The organism is Chroococcidiopsis sp. CCALA 051, assembly GCF_003015105.1.
GTDB classification, from domain to species: Bacteria; Cyanobacteriota; Cyanobacteriia; order Cyanobacteriales; family Chroococcidiopsidaceae; genus Chroococcidiopsis; species Chroococcidiopsis thermalis.
In genome coordinates this window covers 1-19,409 of record NZ_PYCI01000125.1, presented here as the reverse complement: position 1 = coordinate 19,409, position 19,409 = coordinate 1, and the positions used below count along the sequence as shown (strand labels likewise).

The following is a 19,409-nucleotide window of genomic DNA, read 5'->3' as shown; positions in this document are numbered from 1 at the left end:
CCCCACACCCCACACCCTACACCCTAGCGACGCGCACCACGCACTACCTTTACCCTCTCCTGCAATCGATCCTAGAGCTTTGCAAGCATTAGAGGAGATGGCGGGGGAAGGTGGAGCAGCAACGATCGCAGTGGTAGTTGATGCTTATTTAGAAGATGCACCGAAATTAATTCAAACAATGCAAATCGCGATCGCATCTGTAAATGCTATAGAATTACAACGAGCAGCCCATACTCTCAAATCTAGTAGCGCTACTTTGGGCGCAATGCATTTCAGTCAGCTATCAAAGCAATTAGAAATCATCGGACGTAATGGCACAATTGAATTCCCAAAGAGTAGAGAAATTGTCTCTGAGCTTGAGGCTGAGTACATAAAAGTTAAAGCAGAACTAAAGAAATACTTAAATACTACTGAGTTATCAAAGAACTCGTAGTACTGATTACAAAATATTTTCAGCTTGTTGACCCGTCAAATTTCGTCTGATATTGTGACGTTGGAATTAAGTAAGAGTAAAGTCAATATTAATAGCTGCCAATCGAAATTACGTTCTCTGAATTGATTGAGTGTTGTCTGGGCAGTTCGTTCGAGTCAATCGTAGGTCAGGTGTTCGTCAGTAAGAAAAACATATTTTGGCAAACAACCCATAAATCGAAGTTGACCTCAACATATAATCCACGGCAAATTATATAGAAGGAGAATCACAACTTAATCAATTTAACGATCCAGGTTCGAGACAAGAAACAGCAGACAACCATATCCTCAAATAAGGAGAGTGAGCCATGTTTCAAGTCGGCGATCGCGTTATTCATCACGCTAGCGGACAATCTGGTAATGTCATCGGTTACGGACACCAGATTATTGATGGAGTTTATCAGCCAACCTTAATAGTCAGAGTCGTGAGAGATAGGGAATTAGGACAAACAGGTGTCGTTGAAGACTTATCAGCTAACTGGATACCGAGTGAAGAGGAAATACACTCGCAAGTTGCTTGAATCAAATTACATAAATTAAATGAGAGCGCACGATGTGGCGCTCTTATTTTTTGCGATCGAGTAGAGTCTGACGCGCTATGCCGTAACCTATTCACCAATATCCTCATTCCAAAGAGAAGGATTTTTTTCAATAAAATCTCCCATCATTCGCTTGCACTCATACATATTTAAATCGATAACTTCTACGCCATGTGCCTCCATAAAGTCTTTGGCTCCAGCAAAGTTGGCAGATTCAGCCGCAATCACTTTTTTAATCCCAAACTGCACCACAGCACCAGCACAGAGATAACAAGGCATCAATGTGGAATAAAGAGTTGTACCTTTATAGTTACCGATTCTACCTGCGTTGCGGAGGCAATCGATTTCTGCATGGGTCACAGGATCGCCGTCTTGAACTCGCTTATTGTGTCCCTGACCGACAATTTTGCCATCTTTGACTAGTACCGAACCGATGGGAATACCTCCTTCTGCTAACCCTTGTTGTGCTTGAGCGATCGCTTCTGCCATAAATTCATCCATGAATAATTCTCCTATTTATGTCTAAACAACTCGTACTTATGGATTGTGACGGTGGTGTAGATGATTATCTAGCAACTATGCTACTGATGACGATGGAACGAGTTGAATGTCTGGGCGTTGTTGTCACTCCAGCTGATTGTTACGCCCACGCCGCCGTCAGTGCTACCCGTAAAATTCTCGATTTCATGGGATGCGATCGCGTTCCGGTTGCAGCTAGTACCGTGCGCGGGATTAATCCTTTCCCCCGTCTCTATCGCCGCGATTCTCTCATTGTCGATTGCCTGCCCATTCTCAACCAGCAAGATACCATTTGCACGCCCTTGGTTGAGCAAACAGGTCAGGAGTTTACCATCCATACGTTGCTGAATGCGCCAGAACCCGTGACCTTGATGGTAACTGGTCCCCTGACCACTATTGCAGTTGCTTTAGATACGGCTCCAGAAATCGAAGCTAAGATTCAACGCTTGGTTTGGATGGGTGGGGCGCTAAATGTCCCTGGTAATGTGGAAAAAAGCATCGAACCAGGACAGGATGGTTCGGCGGAATGGAATGCTTACTGGGATGCAATGGCTGTCGATCGCGTTTGGCAGACACAGATTCCGATTGTGATGTGTCCTCTGGATTTAACAAATAATGTTCCAGTCACAGCCGCGATCGTGCGGCAAATGGGCAAACAGCGTCATTATCACCTTTCAGACTTGGTAGGACAGTGTTATGCCTTGGTCATTCCTCAAGATTATTATTTTTGGGATGTGTTAGCCACAGCATATCTAGCTCATCCAGAGTTTTATCAACTGCGAGAATGGGAAACCACAATTATCACTACAGGCGCAAGCCAAGGTCGCACCAAAATTCAACCTGGCGGGCGCAAAGTTCAAGTCATGGAGCGAGTCGATCGCGAGATATTTTATGAGTACATATTACAGCAGTGGCAAAGATGAGGGACAGTTATCAGTGACTAGTGGCTGGTGGCTAGAATCGTTTCTAACCACTAGTCACCAGCCACCAGCCACTCATTATCAACCGTTGCTTTCTTAAAAATATGTATATTTTTATTAACAATTGCTGCGTTTATCTACTCCTAATGGACTAAGCAATAATACTTGAGTAGTTTAGAGTAAATAAATGTTAAGAAATAAATAGTAATCTTGCATAAAATTCCCAAAAAATTTCATAATTAATCCTAATTAGATCCAAATTTGAGTGACCTGCAAGAAGTATCTAGGGATATTTAGCCTAGTGAAGCAATTTCAACTGCAAGCGAAATAGTATCAAAGGAAACAAGTGCTGTCAGATCGCAGGGGGCAGCGCGATCGATCTTGTGTTGCGATCGCAGCCTAGTTGAGTTTTTCATAAGTTGCCGTCAATCTCATCGTCAGAAGCCAGGAGTATTGCAAATGTTTGGTTCGATCAAAAAAATACTGAGTGGGATAGTGTCCTTCTTTATAGGTTTTTTCAGTAGCAAGAAATCCTTGGAAGGTAAACCCAATAAGCCTCGCAAGGGTAATGGTTATTTTCTGGAATTAGAAGAAACAGAAGTCCCCAAAGAACTAAAAGCTGCTGCTAAATCAATTGCTTCAGCAACCAACGAAGTTAAAGCAAAAGCGTCAGAACTCGTCACCACTGTAACAACCAAAGAATCTGAGTCTAACGCTAAAGCAGAGCCAGCTAAAGCAGAGCCAGCTAAAACAGAGAAGGTAAAAACTGCTGATGCGGTTGCACCAACCAAAGCAGAAACGGTAAAAGCTGAGGCTCCTACCAAAAAACAACCCCCTAAAGTAGAAGTAGAATTGGTGCAAACTGCTGAGGGAGTCAAAGCTCAGGCTGTTAAGCCAACCAAACCAGTGAAAGCTGTTGCTGATAGCAATGGTAAGGCTGCTTCTACATTTGCGCCCAACTACCTGATGCCGTCTGCTTCTAACAGCCGTCGTCGCCCAGGAGCAAATATGAATTCTTTCTTGGATATGGCACGCCAGGTTAAGACTCCTGGTTAGATTGAAGTAGAAAATGTAGGGTGTGGCGATCGCCTCTCTACATTAATTTTTCCTTCCTTTTAAGAAAAACTAATCCACTGTAGAGATGGAATGCTGCATCCCAGTTGGAGGGATCGCGGCGGAACAGATGGATGTGAGATGGCATTGGAGCGAGCAAATCGCTCCAATCCAAAGCTGTATTTGCAAAAATGGTAAAATCCGACCAGGATGCAGCGCGTTCGAGTTTTTGGTCGAGAAAATTCTGTAAATGATTCCAGTTAATTCTGACGGTTGTTTGATTGTGCGTTTGCTGCTCGGAAAAAGAAATGCCGTTGTGGAACATATAATCGCGATCGCATAGTCGCACGATATAACCGCGATCGCTTAAGTGTAAATCGCAAAATTGCGCGTAGTCTTGAGTCTGAGTTTTGCGTTGTAGCTTGCCACGTACATTTATGTCTACAACTTGCTCGAAAAGGGGTAATAACCCCATCACTTTATGAGTCACTTCCGACCATTGAAAGCTCAGAAAACTCAGCTCATCTACTTCATTTTGACAAACAACACTGGCTGCTGGAGCGACTTCAAAATATCGCGCTTGAAAAACTTGGATTTGTTCGATTTCTGCCAAAGTTGCTCAAAAACAAGGAATGTCAGCAGCTAAAAGTTGTTGACCGAAAAATTGTAATTCGCCAATTGCACCTGTACGATACAGCCGCCAACCGCGACTTGGTAGCTGAAGTCGAGCTGTATAAGGGTCAATCTGCATGATTTGGGATAATCTGCGGGCGGCTTCAGACTTGCGATCGCTAGCAATCGGTTCTAATACCAACACGCCTTTTTGCATGTTATCAGCATCGGCAATAGCTTGGGCGATCGCCTGCTGGCGTTGTGCCTTGAGCAGTGATTCGATGCGGGTTATACCTTGACGCGCTTGCGCCATAATCCTAGCGTGAACGTGAACCGAACTCAGTAACAGTTGCCGATAAATCTCTGCTGCTGTATCTAATTTGCCAGATATTTCATCTAATCTACCCGAGTAGAATTGTACCCAAGGGTCTGTGGGAGAACTATGTCGCAGCTGCTGTAATAACTGGGCTGCGGTGTCATAATCTTGGCGTTCAAAAGCAGCAGCAATGAGATCGAGCATCAATAGGACAAGAGAGCAACTGTATTTATGTTGCCCAAAATGTCAGTTGTCAGCTATCAGTTATCAGTGACTAGTGACTAGTGGCTGGTGGAACCAGAATTCTCCCCCTTGTCTCCCTTCGCCCCCTAATCCCCACTCCCTTCGGTCGTGGGGAAGAGCGAGTTCCCCCTTGTCCCCTTTATCCCCCTCAGCTCTCTTCCAGCATTGGTTATCCCTAGTTAAGGCAACAACGATAATGTTAAACTTGTTTTCAGCACTATTTATGGTATGTAGTCACCGAACAAACGAACTTTAGGGAAGACTACAATTGAATTGATGATTTTGAGGAAAGAGATAGAATGACCCAAGTGCTTCTCGGAGAAAATGAAGGAATTGATTCGGCATTACGGCGGTTCAAGCGCCAAGTATCCAAAGCAGGAATTTTGGCAGATGTAAAATATCATCGTCATTTTGAAACACCCCAAGAGAAACGCAAACGCAAAGCTGTTGCAGCTCGACGCAAGCGACGGATGAGATAGATAGATCGGAAATTTAAATTTAATATATTCTCAATTGGTGATGCTGCTTAACTGAATTGAAGGAAGTAAGTCATCGTATCAGATAAAAAGTGAGATAAGGATACAAAATAGGCGATCGCTAGTTACCTACAGCCTGTTTTGTATCCTTCGCGTCTAATAAGATATTGCGGTTGTTGTAGCGGTTCATTGCTTGCGCTACTCCTTGTTTCAAGCTTAGTTCTACAGCTTCTAACGCCATTTGCAAAACTTCAGCTACTAATGGGGTTTGATCTGAGGAAAAGCGTCCCAGCACGTAAGATATAGTCGATGCATCTTCCTTGGTATTGTTGCCTTGAGGTCTACCGATACCGATTCGTAGGCGGGGAAAGTTTTGCGTCCCTAAGTGAGCGATCGCACTTTTCATTCCATTGTGTCCGCCAGCCGAACCAGATAAGCGCAGGCGAATTTTTCCCAAGGGGAGATCCATATCGTCGTAAATTGCCAGTACCGATTCTGGTGGTAGCTTATACCAATCTGTGACGGCGCGAATTGCCTGACCGGAGTTATTCATATATGTTAGGGGTTTGAGTAAGCGGATTTTACCTGCATTACTCCTACCTTCACCAAATATGCCCTGAAATTTGCGATTGTCTGCCAGTGGAATTTGCCAAGCACGAGCGATCGCATCAACAGCAGCAAAACCAATATTGTGGCGGGTTTGGTCGTATTTAGGCTCTGGGTTTCCCAGACCAACAATGAGTTGCGGCACAATGAGAACTTGATTGGAAGTTGAATTAGACGCGATCGCTTCTGTCATTACACCTATCGATCTAGCTTTTATTGATCTAGCTTTGCTGCGTTGAAGAAGTTGTCGTATTGGTAGAAACGGTTTCTTCGGTTGCTGCTGGCGGAATTTGCTTTGGTTCTAGTTCGGCAGTTGTCTGCATCGCCTGTTCTATCTGTTCCGCTTCGCGCTTAAACTCTGACTGGAACTCGCTAGAGGCATCTTGGAAACTGCGAATAGCCTTCCCCAAGCTCCGACCAATCTCTGGCAGCTTTTTGGGTCCAAAGATCAGCAATGCAACTACAAAAATTAAAGCCATTTCTGGCAGTCCAATACCGAAGACATTCATAAACAACCCTCCTGCAATGTCTGTTCCCCCAGTCTTAGTATAGGCTGCGAACAGTAACTATTGAGTAGCGATTGGTTGTCAGTGTAGAGACGTTACATGTAAAGTCTCTACAAAGTTGTCACGTCTGTACTTTATTCCTTATATCTCAAAAAAAAACCCAGATCGATTCTGGGTGGAATGCAAGTTATAAGTATTGTTAATAACTCTCAGTTTTCTAACGATTAACCACCTAAACCGGTCCAATTAGGGGCAATATCAGGTCTTTCAATCAGCAATGATTGGTTATAAATTTGCAGGATGATCAAGAGAAAGACGAAAAATAATAGTATGAAAATCGCCATTACGGGAGTCGTCCCCCAACCAGGAGCAACTTTACCATACTCTGAATTCAAGGGTCTGAGGATTTCTCCCAACCAAGTCCGTTGTGCCATGACTCACCTATGATGAATTGCGAAAGCATTTTTTAACGTTCTGTAATATTGTATAGGAAGAGTACTCATAATCTATCGCTATGATGGAACCCGCAACAGTTCTTAGCATTTCCTTGGCTGCCGTATTGATTGCCATTACTGGCTGGACAGTGTATACCTCCTTCGGTCCTCCAGCAAAAGAGTTAAGAGATCCGTTTGAAGAACACGAAGATTAAAGATAGTTATACTTTTGTATTATTGGTGGGCAGCAGGCAGTCTCTATATTCTCCAGAAGAGTAAGCAGGATGCCCACTGCGATCGCCAGAGATCGCAGTTGCTCCGTTTCATCTAATCTTGAGCTTTAAGGTGACGATCTTCCACGGTAAAATAGTCTTGGCTATTCGGTCGGCTGGATTAGTAGCTATAGGTCTTTCTAAAAGATCGAGATTGTCGGCTACGCTTAAATTTAAGGTGTTCTGTAGGTCTAATTGAGCTGGATCGCCGTGGCATTCATAACACCGCAAAATTAACTCTTGCGGCTCGTCTTCTGAAGGCTTGAACGCCATCAAAATTAAGTTATCGGCTGATATTGTTAAAAAGCTTGTAGTAGCTGAGATCTTTCCTGATGTAGCAGTCGCAGCAGGCAATAGTAAAACTTGCAACGGTATATTCAGTTCGTAACCACGCCTAACTGTCTGTGCTTGTTGCCACGTACCAGCGTGAGGATAAAGTGCGTAGGTAAATTCATGTAAGCCCGTGTCTGCTTCGGGATCGGGCCATACAGGACTACGCAGTAATGTTAAACGAAGTCGATCCGGTTGGCAATCGTAGCCATATTTACAATCATTTAGCAAGCTGACACCACGATCGCTCGTACTTATGTCAGCCCAACGTAAAGCTGGTACTTCCCATTTTGCCTTTTCTGCGGGAGTTTGGGGTTGCGTCGGTCTGGCGATCGCACCGCAGGGAATTTCATAAGTAGCATAGTCTGCTGATACATTCAGGGGAAAAGCAGCTTTTACCATTACATGACGTTCTTGCCAGTCAACGCTAGTTTTAATTTTGAGGACGGGAGAACCCGGTTCTAAAATGTAATCTTGGCTAAAAACTGACTGACCGATTTTTCGAGCTACACTGACGCAACTTTGTAGGAAATCGCGATCGCCATGTTGGTTAATACTGATGAGTTCAGCAGATGGTAAGGGGTGTTGAGCATAATTAGGATCGATGTTCCATGCATCCCAATATTGTCCGCTATCTTGGAAAGCTTGCAGTTGATTGCCTGCACCACTGAGGACTTCCCATCGATTGATTTTGTCAAAAACGCTAGATAAATCTCCCGTATGAGAATCTACAGTAACGCGCAAATACTCATTTTCAATAACATATTCGGTAGAACTTGCGACCTGAGAACTCAATGCAATGAAATTTGTGCGACGACATAACCAATAAAGGCGATAACCAACCGAAGGAATATCTGTGGCGAGAAAAGAAATAAGTCCGGTAGATGATTGTCGATCGCCCGTAAATTCAGCAACGCTAATGTAAGATTGGACGCTTTCTCCCGTTGAAGTACAGATTTGCCAGTTAGTATCTTGTAGATTTGGAACTGTAAGTTCGACAACTTGCGATCGCACCCAATTGAGGGAGTTAAAAACGACAATTGGCTGTGCTTCAGGATGGGGAGATGGAGGGAGATCGATTTGAGCGGCGATCGCTTGCAAAGATTGGTTTAAAATAGCTGTTGCCGTTTGCTCTGCTTCTCGCCAGTCTTGGTTAGCATCAACATAAACTTCAGGAATAGCAGAACCAGGTAAAATATCGTGAAATTGATTAAATAAGACTTTTTTCCAAGCCTCTTCAATTTCTGTTTTGGGATAGGCTGTCTCAGCAGTCAGCATTGCCAAAGTTGCGAATAATTCTGCTTGATATAACAAGTCTTCGCAACGACGATTGAATCGTTTTTGATCGGCATGAGACGTATAACAGCCGCGATGAAATTCTAAATAAAGCTCATCGTTCCATATGGGCAAATGTAGAGACGTTACATGTAACGTCTCTACATGCGGAATTCCCCGCAAATACTTCTCAGCGGTGGTAAATTCTAAATCGGGAAAAAAGGGCGATTGTTGCCAGCGTCGCGCGACTTCAAGCATATCGCGGGTGGGACCACCACCATGATCGCCGACACCAGGTAGCCAGAGAAATTGCGGTAATTGAGTTTTGGCTTCCCAGTCGCAAGCATAAGCTGCCATTTTGACCGGATCGATGCCTTCACCGATGGGCGCAGACATGAGGCTCAGTATATCCGTACCGTCAGGCGATCGCCACCAGAAAATTTCATGGGGAAATTGCGTCGTGTCATTCCAGCGTAATTTCTGGGTGACGAAATATTCCATTCCTCCTAAACTCAGAAATTGCGGTAGAGTCGCGCAGAAGCCGAAACTATCTGGCAACCAAGCAACAGAAGAAATTTGACCAAATTTTGCTTGCACGTATCTTTGTCCGTACAAGAGCTGCCTGACAATTGATTCTCCACTGACGGTGTTGAGTTCTGGCTCTACCCATAAACCGCCGACAATTTCCCAACGTCCAGTTTTGACTTGTTGCTGAATTGCGGTAAATAAATCGGGACGGTATTGTTCGATCCAGGCGTAAAGAGCGGGAGTAGAATGGCAAAAAGTGAGTTCGGGAAAAGCTTGTTGCAGGTTAAGAACGGAAGTAAAGGTACGCTGAGCCGCTTCCCAAGTTTCGCTGACAGCCCACAACCATGCTAAATCTAAGTGAGCGTGTCCGAGGAGAAAGATTTTAGATTTTGGGTTACACCTTTGATGCGGTTCCAGCGCAACGTAGATTTTGGATTGGAGATTTTGGCGTAAAGCATGGAGCGATCGCCCAAACTTGTCTTTATCTGATAAACTCGACCAATCGATTTGAGCGATCGCATCTGCAAGCGTGGATAATTGTGCTGGCTCAAAGGTTTCTAAATGCTTCTGGAGAATGGTTAATTCATCTGCCACAAAACCTGGCTCTGGATCTGCTGGATCGTTTGATTCATATAAGCATAGCGATCGTACCAAGGCTCCATCGTCGTGATTTGGACTTACCAGCCGTAAACTCACAGAAAATTCTTCCCCAGGACTCACGCCAGAACTGAGGAGTATTCTCGTCGAGCAATCGAATAAATCTCCCTCTTGTACCAATGCGTCATTGACATAAATTTGAGCTAATTCCGCCCACCAAGTTAAAGCCAGTCGTAACGATAAGCCAGCCAGAGGATAGCCCTGTAATTGTGGTGGAACTACCAACTTTTGCTGCAACCACAAAACTTTTTTCCCTTTTTCCCAGGCAATATGTCCTCTGTTGTTGAGGGAGCAAAGGGTTGGTAGGGGCGCACAACTGTGCGCCCCTACAGACTTCTCCGATTTTGGCTCCAGCCACCCCAACCAATTCATTTGCAGATCGACTTGAGTACAGTGGCGTAACTGGGCGATCGCTTGTGCAATTACCTCTAAATTGGAGTGTGGTGCAAAAGATGTCATAGATCTAGCCCAGTTATGAGGACGCGAAAATATCAAAACACTAAATTATAAAGATAAAAGCACGGTTGAGAAGTGATAAGAATCGATCTATTTTAAGATTTCAGTTAGCAACAAACGTTATAAAAGGATCTGTTTCTCGATAAGATCGGTGCATATCTGCCGACATGAATGTTAGCCGCCTCAAGGATAAAATACTCATTCATTTTTTAGATCGTTCGTTTCATAATTTATAATTCCTCGTCCGCACTTAGTCTATGACTCCTGCTTCCTCCGCTCGCTATCAAAGCAGACTGTTTCGATTCGTTCACAAGCAATCGCGCCGCTTTAACCAGCAGTGCGATCGCGCTTGGCGCAATCTCCAATCTACTGCCAGTTGGGTTGCAGCTGTAGGAATGTATCCCATATTTCTACTGTTACAGTCCAGGCGATCGACGGCAAATCAAGTACATCAAGCAGTTGAAGCCACCCTGCGTCAGTTACCATCTGATGACGCAGTGATTCAAGAGGAATCGCCAACGGTTGATACTCCGATTCGGCAAGTTTTGCTGTATGTGACGGGAGCAGGGAGAAGAGAGCTGGGGGAGCTGAGGGAACTGAGGGAACTGAGGGAGAAAAAACAACACTCACCTGTTTTCACGCAGTGTAGCGCCAGCGTCTACTGTCAACTGTCAACCAACAACTACCAATTACCAATTACCAATTACCCCATCCAAGGAATTGCTTCACAGCTAGATAGCCGAAATTTGGTATTAGTGACAGCACAAAATCAAACTCTGGATGTTATCGAGCCTCAGCAGCAAGTGGCGTTACAAGACCAAATAATGACTGCCATAGCTCAGTACTGGCAATACCGTCAAAAAATTGGGCATCAATCTCAACTCCCGAACGCCAGTTCGCAAGAGCGGGGGAAAATGAGCAAGCGACTGGCTCCTCCCGACTCCAGTACGGGCGCACAGCTGTGCGCCCCTACAACTCCCCCGTGGCTGACTTCTCTAGACCATACTGTGGCTGAGGTAGAATCTCATCATCTCGTCCGAGTTAAGTCAGCTGCGATCGCCTTCTATCAAAGCATTTTCTCTCAAAGTACCGATCTTGCTGGTTCAGAGCGCTCTACAGCCGCCGTGCGTGAGGCAAGCAGCAAAACTCACGCGACAGGAATTCTATCTCTGATTTGGGCGGCGATCGATTACTTTTTTGGGACGGACGATCGCGCGACTACACCCCCCCTAACACCTGATACGACTCGTAAGGGAGTTGCGCCTCATCTCACAGGTAGATCGATCCCCGTAAATCCTAAATTTCCCGCTCGTCGCCCAACTGCCAAACTTCCTGCTAGTGAAGGTTCAGCCGAGGAAGATCTAGAAGATCCCTGGCTGACGGCTAGCGATCTCTTCGGATCGATTACGCCAGAAACGACAGGCGATCGCACCATGCCTAATTTTGCTCTCCCCGCTAATCCTAGTATTGACTATACTTTCCCTCAAGAACGTGGAAGGTTGCGTCAATTTCTCTCCAAAATTAGAGCGCCTAAAGGTATAGCTAAACAACAAATTCGGGCAAGCGATCCCCCCAATCCCCCTTATAAAGGGGGGCAGGCGAACGATCCCCCCAACCCCCGTTATAAAGGGGGGCAGCAGTCTACTCCTGAAATTTCAAGGTTGCAAAACCGTGCAAGCAAGAGAATATCACCTCTCTTAAGAAGAGGAGTTGGGGAGAGCGGCTCTCGCGAGAAAATCTCGCCCCCCTTCTCAAGGGGGGTTGGGGGGATCGAAACCAGAGCAAAAAGCGCTGAAATTCGTATAACTAGCAAAGGCAAACAATCGCTGCATAAAGCTGAGCCGAGCAATATTTCTACGTCAGAGACTCAAAATTCATCCGTGCAGTCAACACCAGACTGGATTGAAACCCCTGCAACCTTAATGGGTTATGTTAAACATCCACTAGAGCAAATCTTGGCATGGCTCGATCGCGCCATGTTGTGGTTTGAAGAAGTTTTTCTGAAATTTTGGCAGTGGATAAACAAGCTGTGGCGTAAGTTCTAAAAACTCAGCTTGAAAAACTAGGAAATTCCGCGACGCGATCGCCCCTATTTTTCCGATTCATCTTTTTCAAAAAACGTCCGCAATCGCTCTCGCCAACTGCGATCTTGCGCCTTACGCGATCGCCCTTTGTATTCCCAATTTTCTATACCTGTAACATTTCTGGCATCTGAGGATTTACGCGAGAAGATCTCTAGCTGTACCAACCACCAATCATAAAACTGGGGATATTTGACGTTTTCGGTAGAGCAGTCTAGCAATTCCATTGCCCGTGCTTGAGGTGAGAAAGTCGTATTGCTACTGTCGTCTGTTTCTTCCAGTAGCAGCATTGCCCGCTCTCTAATTTTATGTTGAATGGTTTCGACCGATAGCCTCATGCACTCTGGGCAAATGTCACCTTGGATGAATCCTTCGTCATTGTGTAGGAGCGTGCGGACTCTACCTGATTCAAACATGCGATCGCAGACAGTACAACATAGGTGATGGGGGCATGAACTTAACTTTCGCTCCAGTCGAATCCTCATTGTAATTTTTTACTCCATCAGTGTAGTTGAGTCTGAGAGTGCAAAGACAACATTAACCGCTCGCTCCCCTAGAATTATTCAAATTTTGAGTTAAATATTCTAAATTTCAACATTAGAAAAACTTTTATCTATAAAGGTCGTACTATTCTAAGTAGTTACACTCAGATAAGCCATATTGTTGCCAGATCGTTTGTTTTACCTTACACCCTCACCTGTAGAAAATCCAACTTAACTCTACTGTGAAAGTAAAAGCAGACGCTGACGGAATAGTAAGTTACAAAATATGATGTAGCTCTGCCAGACTAACTTACTTCATCATAGTTTTTAATGCGCCTTAAGGACGAATTCTTGCAGTACATCAAGAGGTAGCATTTGTTATCAGTACTGTAGGGGAAAGTCGTAGGAAAATACATCTCGCAACGTAAAGGCGATCGACTATTCAGCTATTTCTAGATCTTGTGTCTTTCCCTGCTCCCTTGCTACTTTTTGTTGTTGGCTGCCAGTTCTATTTTCTATATTGGCACTGAAACCCGACTGAAATGTAACGATCTAATAATTATTTGTTCATTTAGCTTCACAACTATAAGCGTGACTGCTCGAAGGTATATATTTGCTTTTGCTTTATTCAAATATCAGAACGAGGAGTCAGAGTGAGGAGAACGTTGCAATCAATTGCAGCGCTGTTGCCGCTGTTTTTGGCGTTAGAATTTTTTGGCACGACTAGTACTGCTGTAGCATCAGGTTTTGCAATTCTCGAACAAAGCGTGCGCGGTTTAGGCAGTGCTTTTTCTAATAGTGCAGCGGCGGATGATGCCAGTACGATCTTTTTCAACCCTGCTGGATTAACTCGTCTGTCAAATAATTCGGCGATCGCGGCAGGATACTATATATCTCCTACAGCTCTGTTTCAAGATCGAGGTTCGGTCGTTGTCACTGGCGCACCTTTAACAGGTGGAGATGGCGGAGACGGCGGCGTGGATATTTTTGTCCCTAACTTCTACGCTGTCTGGAATGCCAGCGATCGCGTCAAGCTAGGTTTAGGAGTAAATTCGCCTTTTGGTCTGAAGACGAGGTACGATCGCAACTGGGTTGGGCGCTACTACGCGATTAATTCAGAACTCGTCACAATTAATATTAATCCTACTGTTGCGGCAAAACTGACAGACAACCTTTCTTTAGGTGCTGGCATCAATTTACAATATGCTGAGGCAAAACTATCAAACGCGATCGATTTTGGTTTGATTGGTGCTACGAGATTGCGTACCGCGCCTCAAGCAACTGATGGTTCTGTCGAATTAGAAGGCGATGATTGGAGTTGGGGTTATAACTTGGGGTTACTCTACGAACCCAATCGGAAAACGCGCCTCGGCTTGGCTTATCGTTCGGCAATTACCCACGATTTAGCAGGGGAGGCTGATTTTAACGTTCCTGCTGCGGTGTCAGCTTTAACCGCGACTGGACGATTTCAAGATGGTAGTATCGACGCTGAATTGAATCTACCCGATACTTTATCTCTCAATGCCTATCATCAAATTAGTTCTCGCGTTGCACTTACAGGTGACGTAACTTGGACGAATTGGAGTCGGTTTGAAGAGTTGCGCGTCACATTTGACAACCCAGCGGAACCGGATAACGTGCAGCCGGAAAATTGGCACGATACAGTGCGCTATTCTTTAGGAATTAACTATACATTAAGTCCAGTTTGGGAATTACGTGCTGGTGTTGCATACGATCCGAGTCCGGTAGATAGTACTTATAGATCGCCTAGAATTCCCGATAATAATCGTACTTGGTTAGCGATCGGTGCTAGTTTCAAAGCTTCTGATGCTATTAGTTTTGATGTCGGTTACGCTCACTTATTTGTTGATGATAGTCAGATCGATTTATCTAGCAGTACTAGCGGTAATTTGAGAGGAAGCATTGAAAGTGATGTTGATGTTGTCGGACTGCAACTAACTTGGAAATTTTGATCGAAATATACCACAGAAAATCCCCCTCATCTCCTGAATTAGGGGAGCCAGGGGGGATCGAATCTAGTGTGGCGATCGCCAAAATTGTGACGAACTACTTGCTCAAGTATGAATCTATTCAGTCTGAGGGATTGTCTATGCCTATACTAAGACCACCCCCCAAGGAAATTGACACTCTACGACTATCTGGTAATTTTACAGCAAAGCTGAAAGCGCCTGTTCTAGAATAAGCAAAGTTCGTACCGTCCGCAAAGGCAGAAATGCTGATTCCTGTAGAAACCCCGCCACAAAGACTGGCTTCGCTATCTTCTGCAATGTCTGTCAATAATTCCGAATCAATTGCTAAATGAGTCATTGTTTACCTCTCAATTTTCGTGTCAACAACAGTACAGACTTTCGCTAACGCGGAAAGATTTGCCGTATGCTCAAACAATTTAGCGCTAGCGGGATTGTCCCTAGATAAATTGGTACGAAGCAAAAAATTCATTATTTATCCTGTTGAGAACGAACGGTTGGTAGTTCTTGACTTTCAATTGTCCAAGAATTGAGATAAAAATTACTGTACCTTCCACTTTGGCTAACTCGCCAACCGGCAATTAGAAAGGTAGTTGTAAAAGTTAGCCAAATACCGACTAAGCCAAATACAGCTTTATGCATCTGTCTTACTTGTATTTGATGCAAGCGAGTTTGATTCGAGCGATTTTCTTGTTGAGTAATCATCAGCTTTGTCAAGATACTGCAAAAATTTGTCGTGAACCAGAGCTATTTTGTTGGCATCAATGGCATGTAAGGGAATAACGGATGCCAATTCATCAAAGTTGCGGCTACCAAGAAAAAAGCCATCCAAAAAAACATGAATGAGAAATGAATGTTTTTGCGCTTCCACAAATTATGCAGCCAAAACCAACTGCATAGCCAACCAAACAACAATAATGTCTCTTTACCAGAATATGGACCAATTTCACCAAACAGCTTGTTAGCATTGTGGCTACCTGGTATCCAACTGCCAAGCATCCAAACAAACTCATCCCACGATTTAAAAAGTACAGTTAAATGTTGGTTGACCATCATATAGAAGCAAGCAAAACTAGCACTAATTAAGGCAGCGGCTGCTGAAGCAGAACTATGAGGTGGATTTTTAGAACCAACAGCTAATCCTGATGGAAAATGCTTGAGCCAATGCCAAATTTGACTGTAAATTGGCAAATCGACTGTTCTATCCTCGTCAATCAAATTTTGAGTTTTTTGGGGCGAGTTTTGCTTCATTTGTAAGTTTTTCCAGTTATTCAACGATCACAAGCTATGGATTTTGGCAATACCAATACCAGTGACTAAACCACCCAAAGCAAAAAACATAATTGCCATCAACGCAATTGAGGTGGCTGCCAGAACAGGAACATTTTTCTTATCAACTATAGAGTCTCCATATCGCCAAAGAATCCACGCACAGGCTGTTCCTAGTGGCACTGTAAACAGTACGGTAAATTCGTGATATTCCATGAACACGTTATGAACTAATGGAGAGTTTGATTGCAACCAAGCACGCGCACCACCTATAGGCGCGCGGTATCTCATATAAGCCCAGTTACCTGAAACAATAGACAGTAAGGCTAGTACTGTTGTCCAAAATGTTAATGTTCGCAGTTGCGGTAAAATCTTGCTTGCACCTCGAAGCAATGGGAAAGCTAAATGTCCTGTATAAACAGCAACTACTGTTGCCAGTATGGCGGCTGAACCGTGTACTACACCCATCCAACGTTGCCAAGGACTAGGATGCAATAAATTAAACAGAGGCAAGAATAGGAATGTTGCTGCTGATAAGATGCTAAGACCATAAACACAAACCTTAGCAATTTCTGTCTGCTTGGGAAGATTTTGTGCTTCTGGGTAAATGTGAGATGGCAACACCATAAATTTAGACGAACTCCCGATCGATCCTGTTAGCTATTACTACTGAAAGTATCGGTAATAGCTTTAATAGTTAAGAACGTTGATGTACATTTAGAAAGTTAGCTTGAATGACTGAGATAACCTTGTAGCGAATAACTATCTTAGTCAACTCAATCTCACTTTTTGGATATACACGAACAAAAAACTTAGCTGCAAACTGAAATTCCATTTTGTTGCAACCAATTTGTTAGAAGACAATTGCAGAAAGCAAATCTTATCGCTGAAAGCAAATCTCTTAGATCGCAGGCAGCTTTCAGCGATATAGCGTCAACGCTAGAGCAATTTCACTAGCGCTCTACTGTAAGACTATAGAAGCAATCGAGGTAGAGCGAGCATAACGAAAAACTCCATCATCAATAGCTTCTACTATCACTGACGTTCTAGCGTCAGCATCTTTCGGATCTAAACCACGAGCATCAGCAAAACCATAAGCTCTGGCTGCACCGCCAGTCAAACAAATCTCATCTTCTTCTTGCAGAACTTTCAAACCTTTTATGGAATTTTCGATCATACCAATATCCTCCAAATATACAGAATATCGCAGTACTAACACAACTCCGTCTATCGATTTGTAGTTGTATTTAATAATACTGGACTGACTGCAATTGAGAATACCAGCCAATACAATTCAAAAAAGATAAGTTTACATATCTTGATTAACGATATTCTTTTGCAAACTAACATTGATATATTTTAAATTAACCGAGAACAACCAAACGATCGAAGTAACAAAAAACTGCTCATAAAAATCACTTAAATGTTTTATAACTACACGGCTAAATTTAGCTCGCTCTATGTGCATCTGAACTGCAAAATCCGTGTCTTTGTTAGGTAAAACATCTGGGATTATTCCTATACAGAAGAACCATTAAAAACACTAGTAAACTATATAGGTATGCTAGATTTGAATCGGCTAGATATTAAAATTACACTACGTAGCAATACACTCTATCTATTGAAGCGATCGCTTTCATCTATCGCTCGACTCAGAAAAGTTGTTGTAGCATTAGTTTCGGTGAAAATATCGAATAATACATACATCTATCTGAGCAATGTCTACTGTTTCAAAAAAAATGAGCGATCGCTCGCCAATCGCAAACTGTTGTAAAGTTAATCGCCTTTGGGAATGTAAAAATTAGGTTCTCTAGAAATCTCTATCCCTAAACAATTACTAACTTCTTGCGCCAACCATTCCATTTCGGGTTCGGTTAGAATCGAATCACCCCACAACTCATACCTATTTTTACCAATCCAAATATGCATGTATCGGCGGTTACCGTGATATCCATAAATTAACTTTAATGCGGACACATCTTGTTTACTTGCATTGAAAATATGGCGATACTTCCAGCCGATTATTTCATGAGTAAGCTCGATTTCCTGAGAACTGATTTTGAGTCTAACTCGCTTTAATAAATACTTCAGAACTCCCGAGATTAAAATATAATTCCCATACCACAGACCTCCAACAATTAACCATATTAAAGGATGGCTAATTCTCCAGTATGGGGAAAAAGCTATACCTGTTGCAGGAACGAGTATGAGGTTATAAAAAGTAGTAAAAGCCGTAGTAAATCCTACGCCAAAATTCCAACCTTTAGCAGGAAGAAGAATTTCCAAGGTATCTGCTTTTCTAGTTAATTTGACTTTACTATCACTAGGTTGTTGGGTCGTTGAAAGAACTATATCTACAAGCTGAGGTTGAATTAATTCTTGTAATGCATGTTCGGCAGAAGTAAAACGACGTTCTAAACTTGGCTCTATCATCCGCCGCAACCACTGGGTAAATTCAAGACTGAGATTTGTCAATAACTCAAATTGTATTCGTCCGTCTTTTTGCGGTAAATCTGCCGGATGCGTCCCCGTTACCAGATAAACTAAAGTTGTACCCAAACTGTAAAGATCGGAAGCAGGAACGGTGCGATCGCCAAATTGTTCTGGTGGCATGTAGCCATAAGTTCCTACAATTGTCATCGTTCCGCCTTCTTTTGCTGCTAAAGTTTGCACGGAACCGAAATCAACTAAATAGATTTGTCCGATACTGTTACCAGAGCGATCGCCCAGTAAAATATTACTCGGTTTAATATCGCGGTGAATGACTGGCGGTTGCCTGCCATGCAAATAAATTAAAATTTCTAGTACTGCTTTCGCTAGCTGTTTAATTTCTACTTCATCAAAGCTACGTCCAGATTTAAGATAGTCTTCTAAAGATTTTCCAGAAATATAATTTTGTACTAAAGCAAAACCCTTGTTACCGTTATTGAAATCGAGTTCGTAATAATCTAAATAACGAGGAATTGCAGGATGAGAAATTGCTTGTAATATTTTGGCTTCTCGTTCAAATAATTTCAGTGCATCCCACTCAAAATCACTGGCGAAGGACAGGAATTTGACTACAACTAACTCCTCAGTTTTTCTATCACGCGCCAATAACGTGCGTCTGCCTGCTTTTTTTGCTAATTGTTGTATAATCTCATATCGCTGTTCTAGAGTATTGCTAGTCAGCGGAGTTTCCCAATTGCGCTCGGACATAAGTTTTTAAGTCAGAAGTCAGCAGTGATGGTAGTTGGTAATTGGTAGTTGGTAATTGGTAATTGGTAGTTGGTAGTTGGTAGTTGGTTTTGAATTGCTCCCTTGTCTCCCTTATCCCCCTTGTCTCCCTTGTCTCCCTTGTCCCCCTTGTCTCCCTTATCCCCTGTCCCGTCTTCTT

The 19,409-nt window shown here is 43.4% G+C and carries 22 protein-coding genes and 3 pseudogenes; 8 read left to right on the top strand and 17 right to left on the bottom strand.

Annotated features, from left to right (window positions below):
• Both C7Y66_RS23920 and C7Y66_RS23915 read left to right on the top strand, forming a co-directional pair.
• Window positions 1-433 (top strand): Hpt domain-containing protein (locus C7Y66_RS23920; RefSeq protein ID WP_199197603.1); only part of this gene is annotated, 433 nt, incomplete at its 5' end.
• Window positions 434-779: 346 nt separating this feature from the next.
• Window positions 780-992: a hypothetical protein gene (locus C7Y66_RS23915; RefSeq protein ID WP_015157043.1), complete on the top strand. Its 213-nt coding sequence runs from the start codon at window positions 780-782 to the stop codon at window positions 990-992.
• 87 nt (window positions 993-1,079) lie between these two features.
• Here the strand turns inward: C7Y66_RS23915 and C7Y66_RS23910 are convergent, their stop codons facing one another.
• Complete coding sequence (locus tag C7Y66_RS23910) at window positions 1,080-1,511, bottom strand: nucleoside deaminase (protein WP_106547510.1); 432 nt, start codon at window positions 1,509-1,511, stop codon at window positions 1,080-1,082.
• A 17-nt stretch (window positions 1,512-1,528) separates the two neighbouring features.
• Between C7Y66_RS23910 and C7Y66_RS23905 the strand changes: the two genes are divergently transcribed.
• Entirely contained in the window at window positions 1,529-2,452 is a 924-nt protein-coding gene (locus tag C7Y66_RS23905) for a nucleoside hydrolase (protein ID WP_106547509.1), read from the top strand.
• Between the two features lie 290 nt (window positions 2,453-2,742).
• Here C7Y66_RS23905 and C7Y66_RS33100 read toward each other — a convergent pair whose 3' ends face one another.
• Window positions 2,743-2,865, bottom strand: coding sequence for a hypothetical protein (locus tag C7Y66_RS33100; RefSeq protein WP_255410047.1), 123 nt, complete (start codon window positions 2,863-2,865; stop codon window positions 2,743-2,745).
• A 118-nt stretch (window positions 2,866-2,983) separates the two neighbouring features.
• Between C7Y66_RS33100 and C7Y66_RS23900 the strand changes: the two genes are divergently transcribed.
• On the top strand, window positions 2,984-3,505 hold the full coding sequence (locus C7Y66_RS23900; protein WP_199197602.1) for a hypothetical protein: 522 nt from the start codon (window positions 2,984-2,986) through the stop codon (window positions 3,503-3,505).
• A gap of 37 nt (window positions 3,506-3,542) precedes the next feature.
• On the opposite strand, the pseudogene C7Y66_RS33535 reads toward C7Y66_RS23900, so the two are convergent.
• Window positions 3,543-4,634, bottom strand: a pseudogene (locus tag C7Y66_RS33535) (tetratricopeptide repeat protein).
• 338 nt (window positions 4,635-4,972) lie between these two features.
• Between C7Y66_RS33535 and rpsU the strand changes: the two are divergent.
• A complete protein-coding gene (gene rpsU, locus C7Y66_RS23890; protein ID WP_015157038.1) occupies window positions 4,973-5,152 on the top strand; it encodes a 30S ribosomal protein S21 in 180 nt (59 codons plus the stop codon).
• Between the two features lie 118 nt (window positions 5,153-5,270).
• Here the strand turns inward: rpsU and pth are convergent, their stop codons facing one another.
• The 3 genes from pth to psbH form a co-directional block, all read right to left on the bottom strand.
• Window positions 5,271-5,948 carry an aminoacyl-tRNA hydrolase gene (pth, locus tag C7Y66_RS23885; RefSeq protein WP_015157037.1) on the bottom strand — a complete coding sequence of 226 codons (678 nt, stop codon included), beginning with the start codon at window positions 5,946-5,948 and terminating at the stop codon, window positions 5,271-5,273.
• 28 nt (window positions 5,949-5,976) lie between these two features.
• A complete protein-coding gene (locus C7Y66_RS23880; protein WP_015157036.1) occupies window positions 5,977-6,264 on the bottom strand; it encodes a TatA/E family twin arginine-targeting protein translocase in 288 nt (95 codons plus the stop codon).
• A gap of 221 nt (window positions 6,265-6,485) precedes the next feature.
• A complete protein-coding gene (psbH, locus tag C7Y66_RS23875; protein WP_015157035.1) occupies window positions 6,486-6,695 on the bottom strand; it encodes a photosystem II reaction center phosphoprotein PsbH in 210 nt (69 codons plus the stop codon).
• 83 nt (window positions 6,696-6,778) lie between these two features.
• Between psbH and psbN the strand changes: the two genes are divergently transcribed.
• The gene (gene psbN / locus C7Y66_RS23870; RefSeq protein WP_041462633.1) at window positions 6,779-6,910 is read left to right on the top strand and encodes a photosystem II reaction center protein PsbN; all 132 of its coding nucleotides are present in this window, start codon (window positions 6,779-6,781) and stop codon (window positions 6,908-6,910) included.
• A gap of 108 nt (window positions 6,911-7,018) precedes the next feature.
• On the opposite strand, the gene C7Y66_RS33530 is transcribed toward psbN, so the two are convergent.
• The 4 genes and pseudogenes from C7Y66_RS33530 to C7Y66_RS33515 all read right to left on the bottom strand — a co-directional run.
• Complete coding sequence (locus C7Y66_RS33530; protein WP_370143955.1) at window positions 7,019-7,240, bottom strand: glycosyl hydrolase-related protein; 222 nt, start codon at window positions 7,238-7,240, stop codon at window positions 7,019-7,021.
• Window positions 7,241-7,450: 210 nt separating this feature from the next.
• A pseudogene (locus C7Y66_RS33525) lies at window positions 7,451-8,044 on the bottom strand (glycoside hydrolase family 38 C-terminal domain-containing protein); the annotation flags it as partial.
• A gap of 44 nt (window positions 8,045-8,088) precedes the next feature.
• Complete coding sequence (locus C7Y66_RS33520; protein ID WP_370143954.1) at window positions 8,089-8,211, bottom strand: hypothetical protein; 123 nt, start codon at window positions 8,209-8,211, stop codon at window positions 8,089-8,091.
• A gap of 187 nt (window positions 8,212-8,398) precedes the next feature.
• Window positions 8,399-10,129: pseudogene (locus C7Y66_RS33515) on the bottom strand (alpha-mannosidase); the annotation flags it as partial.
• A gap of 341 nt (window positions 10,130-10,470) precedes the next feature.
• On the opposite strand from C7Y66_RS33515, the gene C7Y66_RS23860 reads away from it, so the two are divergent.
• Window positions 10,471-12,258, top strand: a complete 1,788-nt coding sequence (locus tag C7Y66_RS23860; RefSeq protein WP_106547506.1) for a hypothetical protein — start codon at window positions 10,471-10,473, stop codon at window positions 12,256-12,258.
• Between the two features lie 44 nt (window positions 12,259-12,302).
• Here C7Y66_RS23860 and C7Y66_RS23855 read toward each other — a convergent pair whose 3' ends face one another.
• Entirely contained in the window at window positions 12,303-12,779 is a 477-nt protein-coding gene (locus tag C7Y66_RS23855) for a hypothetical protein (protein ID WP_146149863.1), read from the bottom strand.
• Window positions 12,780-13,441: 662 nt separating this feature from the next.
• Between C7Y66_RS23855 and C7Y66_RS23850 the strand changes: the two genes are divergently transcribed.
• The gene (locus C7Y66_RS23850; RefSeq protein WP_233222825.1) at window positions 13,442-14,749 is read left to right on the top strand and encodes an OmpP1/FadL family transporter; all 1,308 of its coding nucleotides are present in this window, start codon (window positions 13,442-13,444) and stop codon (window positions 14,747-14,749) included.
• 118 nt (window positions 14,750-14,867) lie between these two features.
• Here the strand turns inward: C7Y66_RS23850 and C7Y66_RS23845 are convergent, their stop codons facing one another.
• The 6 genes from C7Y66_RS23845 to C7Y66_RS23820 all read right to left on the bottom strand — a co-directional run bounded on the left by C7Y66_RS23845 (window position 14,868) and on the right by C7Y66_RS23820 (window position 19,231).
• Entirely contained in the window at window positions 14,868-15,104 is a 237-nt protein-coding gene (locus tag C7Y66_RS23845; protein WP_106168012.1) for a hypothetical protein, read from the bottom strand.
• A 131-nt stretch (window positions 15,105-15,235) separates the two neighbouring features.
• Window positions 15,236-15,469 (bottom strand): hypothetical protein, encoded by a 234-nt coding sequence (locus tag C7Y66_RS23840; protein ID WP_106547503.1) that lies wholly within the window; start codon window positions 15,467-15,469, stop codon window positions 15,236-15,238.
• 42 nt (window positions 15,470-15,511) lie between these two features.
• Window positions 15,512-16,015: a hypothetical protein gene (locus tag C7Y66_RS23835; protein WP_106547502.1), complete on the bottom strand. Its 504-nt coding sequence runs from the start codon at window positions 16,013-16,015 to the stop codon at window positions 15,512-15,514.
• 27 nt (window positions 16,016-16,042) lie between these two features.
• Complete coding sequence (locus tag C7Y66_RS23830; RefSeq protein WP_106547501.1) at window positions 16,043-16,660, bottom strand: hypothetical protein; 618 nt, start codon at window positions 16,658-16,660, stop codon at window positions 16,043-16,045.
• Window positions 16,661-16,994: 334 nt separating this feature from the next.
• The gene (locus tag C7Y66_RS23825; RefSeq protein WP_127022170.1) at window positions 16,995-17,210 is read right to left on the bottom strand and encodes a hypothetical protein; all 216 of its coding nucleotides are present in this window, start codon (window positions 17,208-17,210) and stop codon (window positions 16,995-16,997) included.
• A gap of 599 nt (window positions 17,211-17,809) precedes the next feature.
• Window positions 17,810-19,231 carry a serine/threonine-protein kinase gene (locus tag C7Y66_RS23820; protein ID WP_106547499.1) on the bottom strand — a complete coding sequence of 474 codons (1,422 nt, stop codon included), beginning with the start codon at window positions 19,229-19,231 and terminating at the stop codon, window positions 17,810-17,812.
• Window positions 19,232-19,409 lie beyond the last annotated feature (178 nt).

What these genes read in the sequence shown, in the direction of transcription:
- C7Y66_RS33530 (WP_370143955.1), bottom strand. Translation starts at nt 7,240, where the DNA reads ATGGCGTTCAAGCCTTCAGAAGACGAGCCGCAAGAGTTAATTTTGCGG.
- C7Y66_RS23915 (WP_015157043.1), top strand. Translation starts at nt 780, where the DNA reads ATGTTTCAAGTCGGCGATCGCGTTATTCATCACGCTAGCGGACAATCT.
- C7Y66_RS23830 (WP_106547501.1), bottom strand. Translation starts at nt 16,660, where the DNA reads ATGGTGTTGCCATCTCACATTTACCCAGAAGCACAAAATCTTCCCAAG.
- C7Y66_RS23880 (WP_015157036.1), bottom strand. Translation starts at nt 6,264, where the DNA reads ATGAATGTCTTCGGTATTGGACTGCCAGAAATGGCTTTAATTTTTGTA.
- C7Y66_RS23910 (WP_106547510.1), bottom strand. Translation starts at nt 1,511, where the DNA reads ATGGATGAATTTATGGCAGAAGCGATCGCTCAAGCACAACAAGGGTTA.
- C7Y66_RS23820 (WP_106547499.1), bottom strand. Translation starts at nt 19,231, where the DNA reads ATGTCCGAGCGCAATTGGGAAACTCCGCTGACTAGCAATACTCTAGAA.
- C7Y66_RS23855 (WP_146149863.1), bottom strand. Translation starts at nt 12,779, where the DNA reads ATGAGGATTCGACTGGAGCGAAAGTTAAGTTCATGCCCCCATCACCTA.
- C7Y66_RS23845 (WP_106168012.1), bottom strand. Translation starts at nt 15,104, where the DNA reads ATGACTCATTTAGCAATTGATTCGGAATTATTGACAGACATTGCAGAA.
- C7Y66_RS23825 (WP_127022170.1), bottom strand. Translation starts at nt 17,210, where the DNA reads ATGATCGAAAATTCCATAAAAGGTTTGAAAGTTCTGCAAGAAGAAGAT.
- psbH (WP_015157035.1), bottom strand. Translation starts at nt 6,695, where the DNA reads ATGGCACAACGGACTTGGTTGGGAGAAATCCTCAGACCCTTGAATTCA.
- C7Y66_RS23835 (WP_106547502.1), bottom strand. Translation starts at nt 16,015, where the DNA reads ATGAAGCAAAACTCGCCCCAAAAAACTCAAAATTTGATTGACGAGGAT.
- C7Y66_RS23905 (WP_106547509.1), top strand. Translation starts at nt 1,529, where the DNA reads ATGTCTAAACAACTCGTACTTATGGATTGTGACGGTGGTGTAGATGAT.
- C7Y66_RS23860 (WP_106547506.1), top strand. Translation starts at nt 10,471, where the DNA reads ATGACTCCTGCTTCCTCCGCTCGCTATCAAAGCAGACTGTTTCGATTC.
- C7Y66_RS23840 (WP_106547503.1), bottom strand. Translation starts at nt 15,469, where the DNA reads ATGATTACTCAACAAGAAAATCGCTCGAATCAAACTCGCTTGCATCAA.
- C7Y66_RS33100 (WP_255410047.1), bottom strand. Translation starts at nt 2,865, where the DNA reads ATGAAAAACTCAACTAGGCTGCGATCGCAACACAAGATCGATCGCGCT.
- rpsU (WP_015157038.1), top strand. Translation starts at nt 4,973, where the DNA reads ATGACCCAAGTGCTTCTCGGAGAAAATGAAGGAATTGATTCGGCATTA.
- psbN (WP_041462633.1), top strand. Translation starts at nt 6,779, where the DNA reads ATGGAACCCGCAACAGTTCTTAGCATTTCCTTGGCTGCCGTATTGATT.
- pth (WP_015157037.1), bottom strand. Translation starts at nt 5,948, where the DNA reads ATGACAGAAGCGATCGCGTCTAATTCAACTTCCAATCAAGTTCTCATT.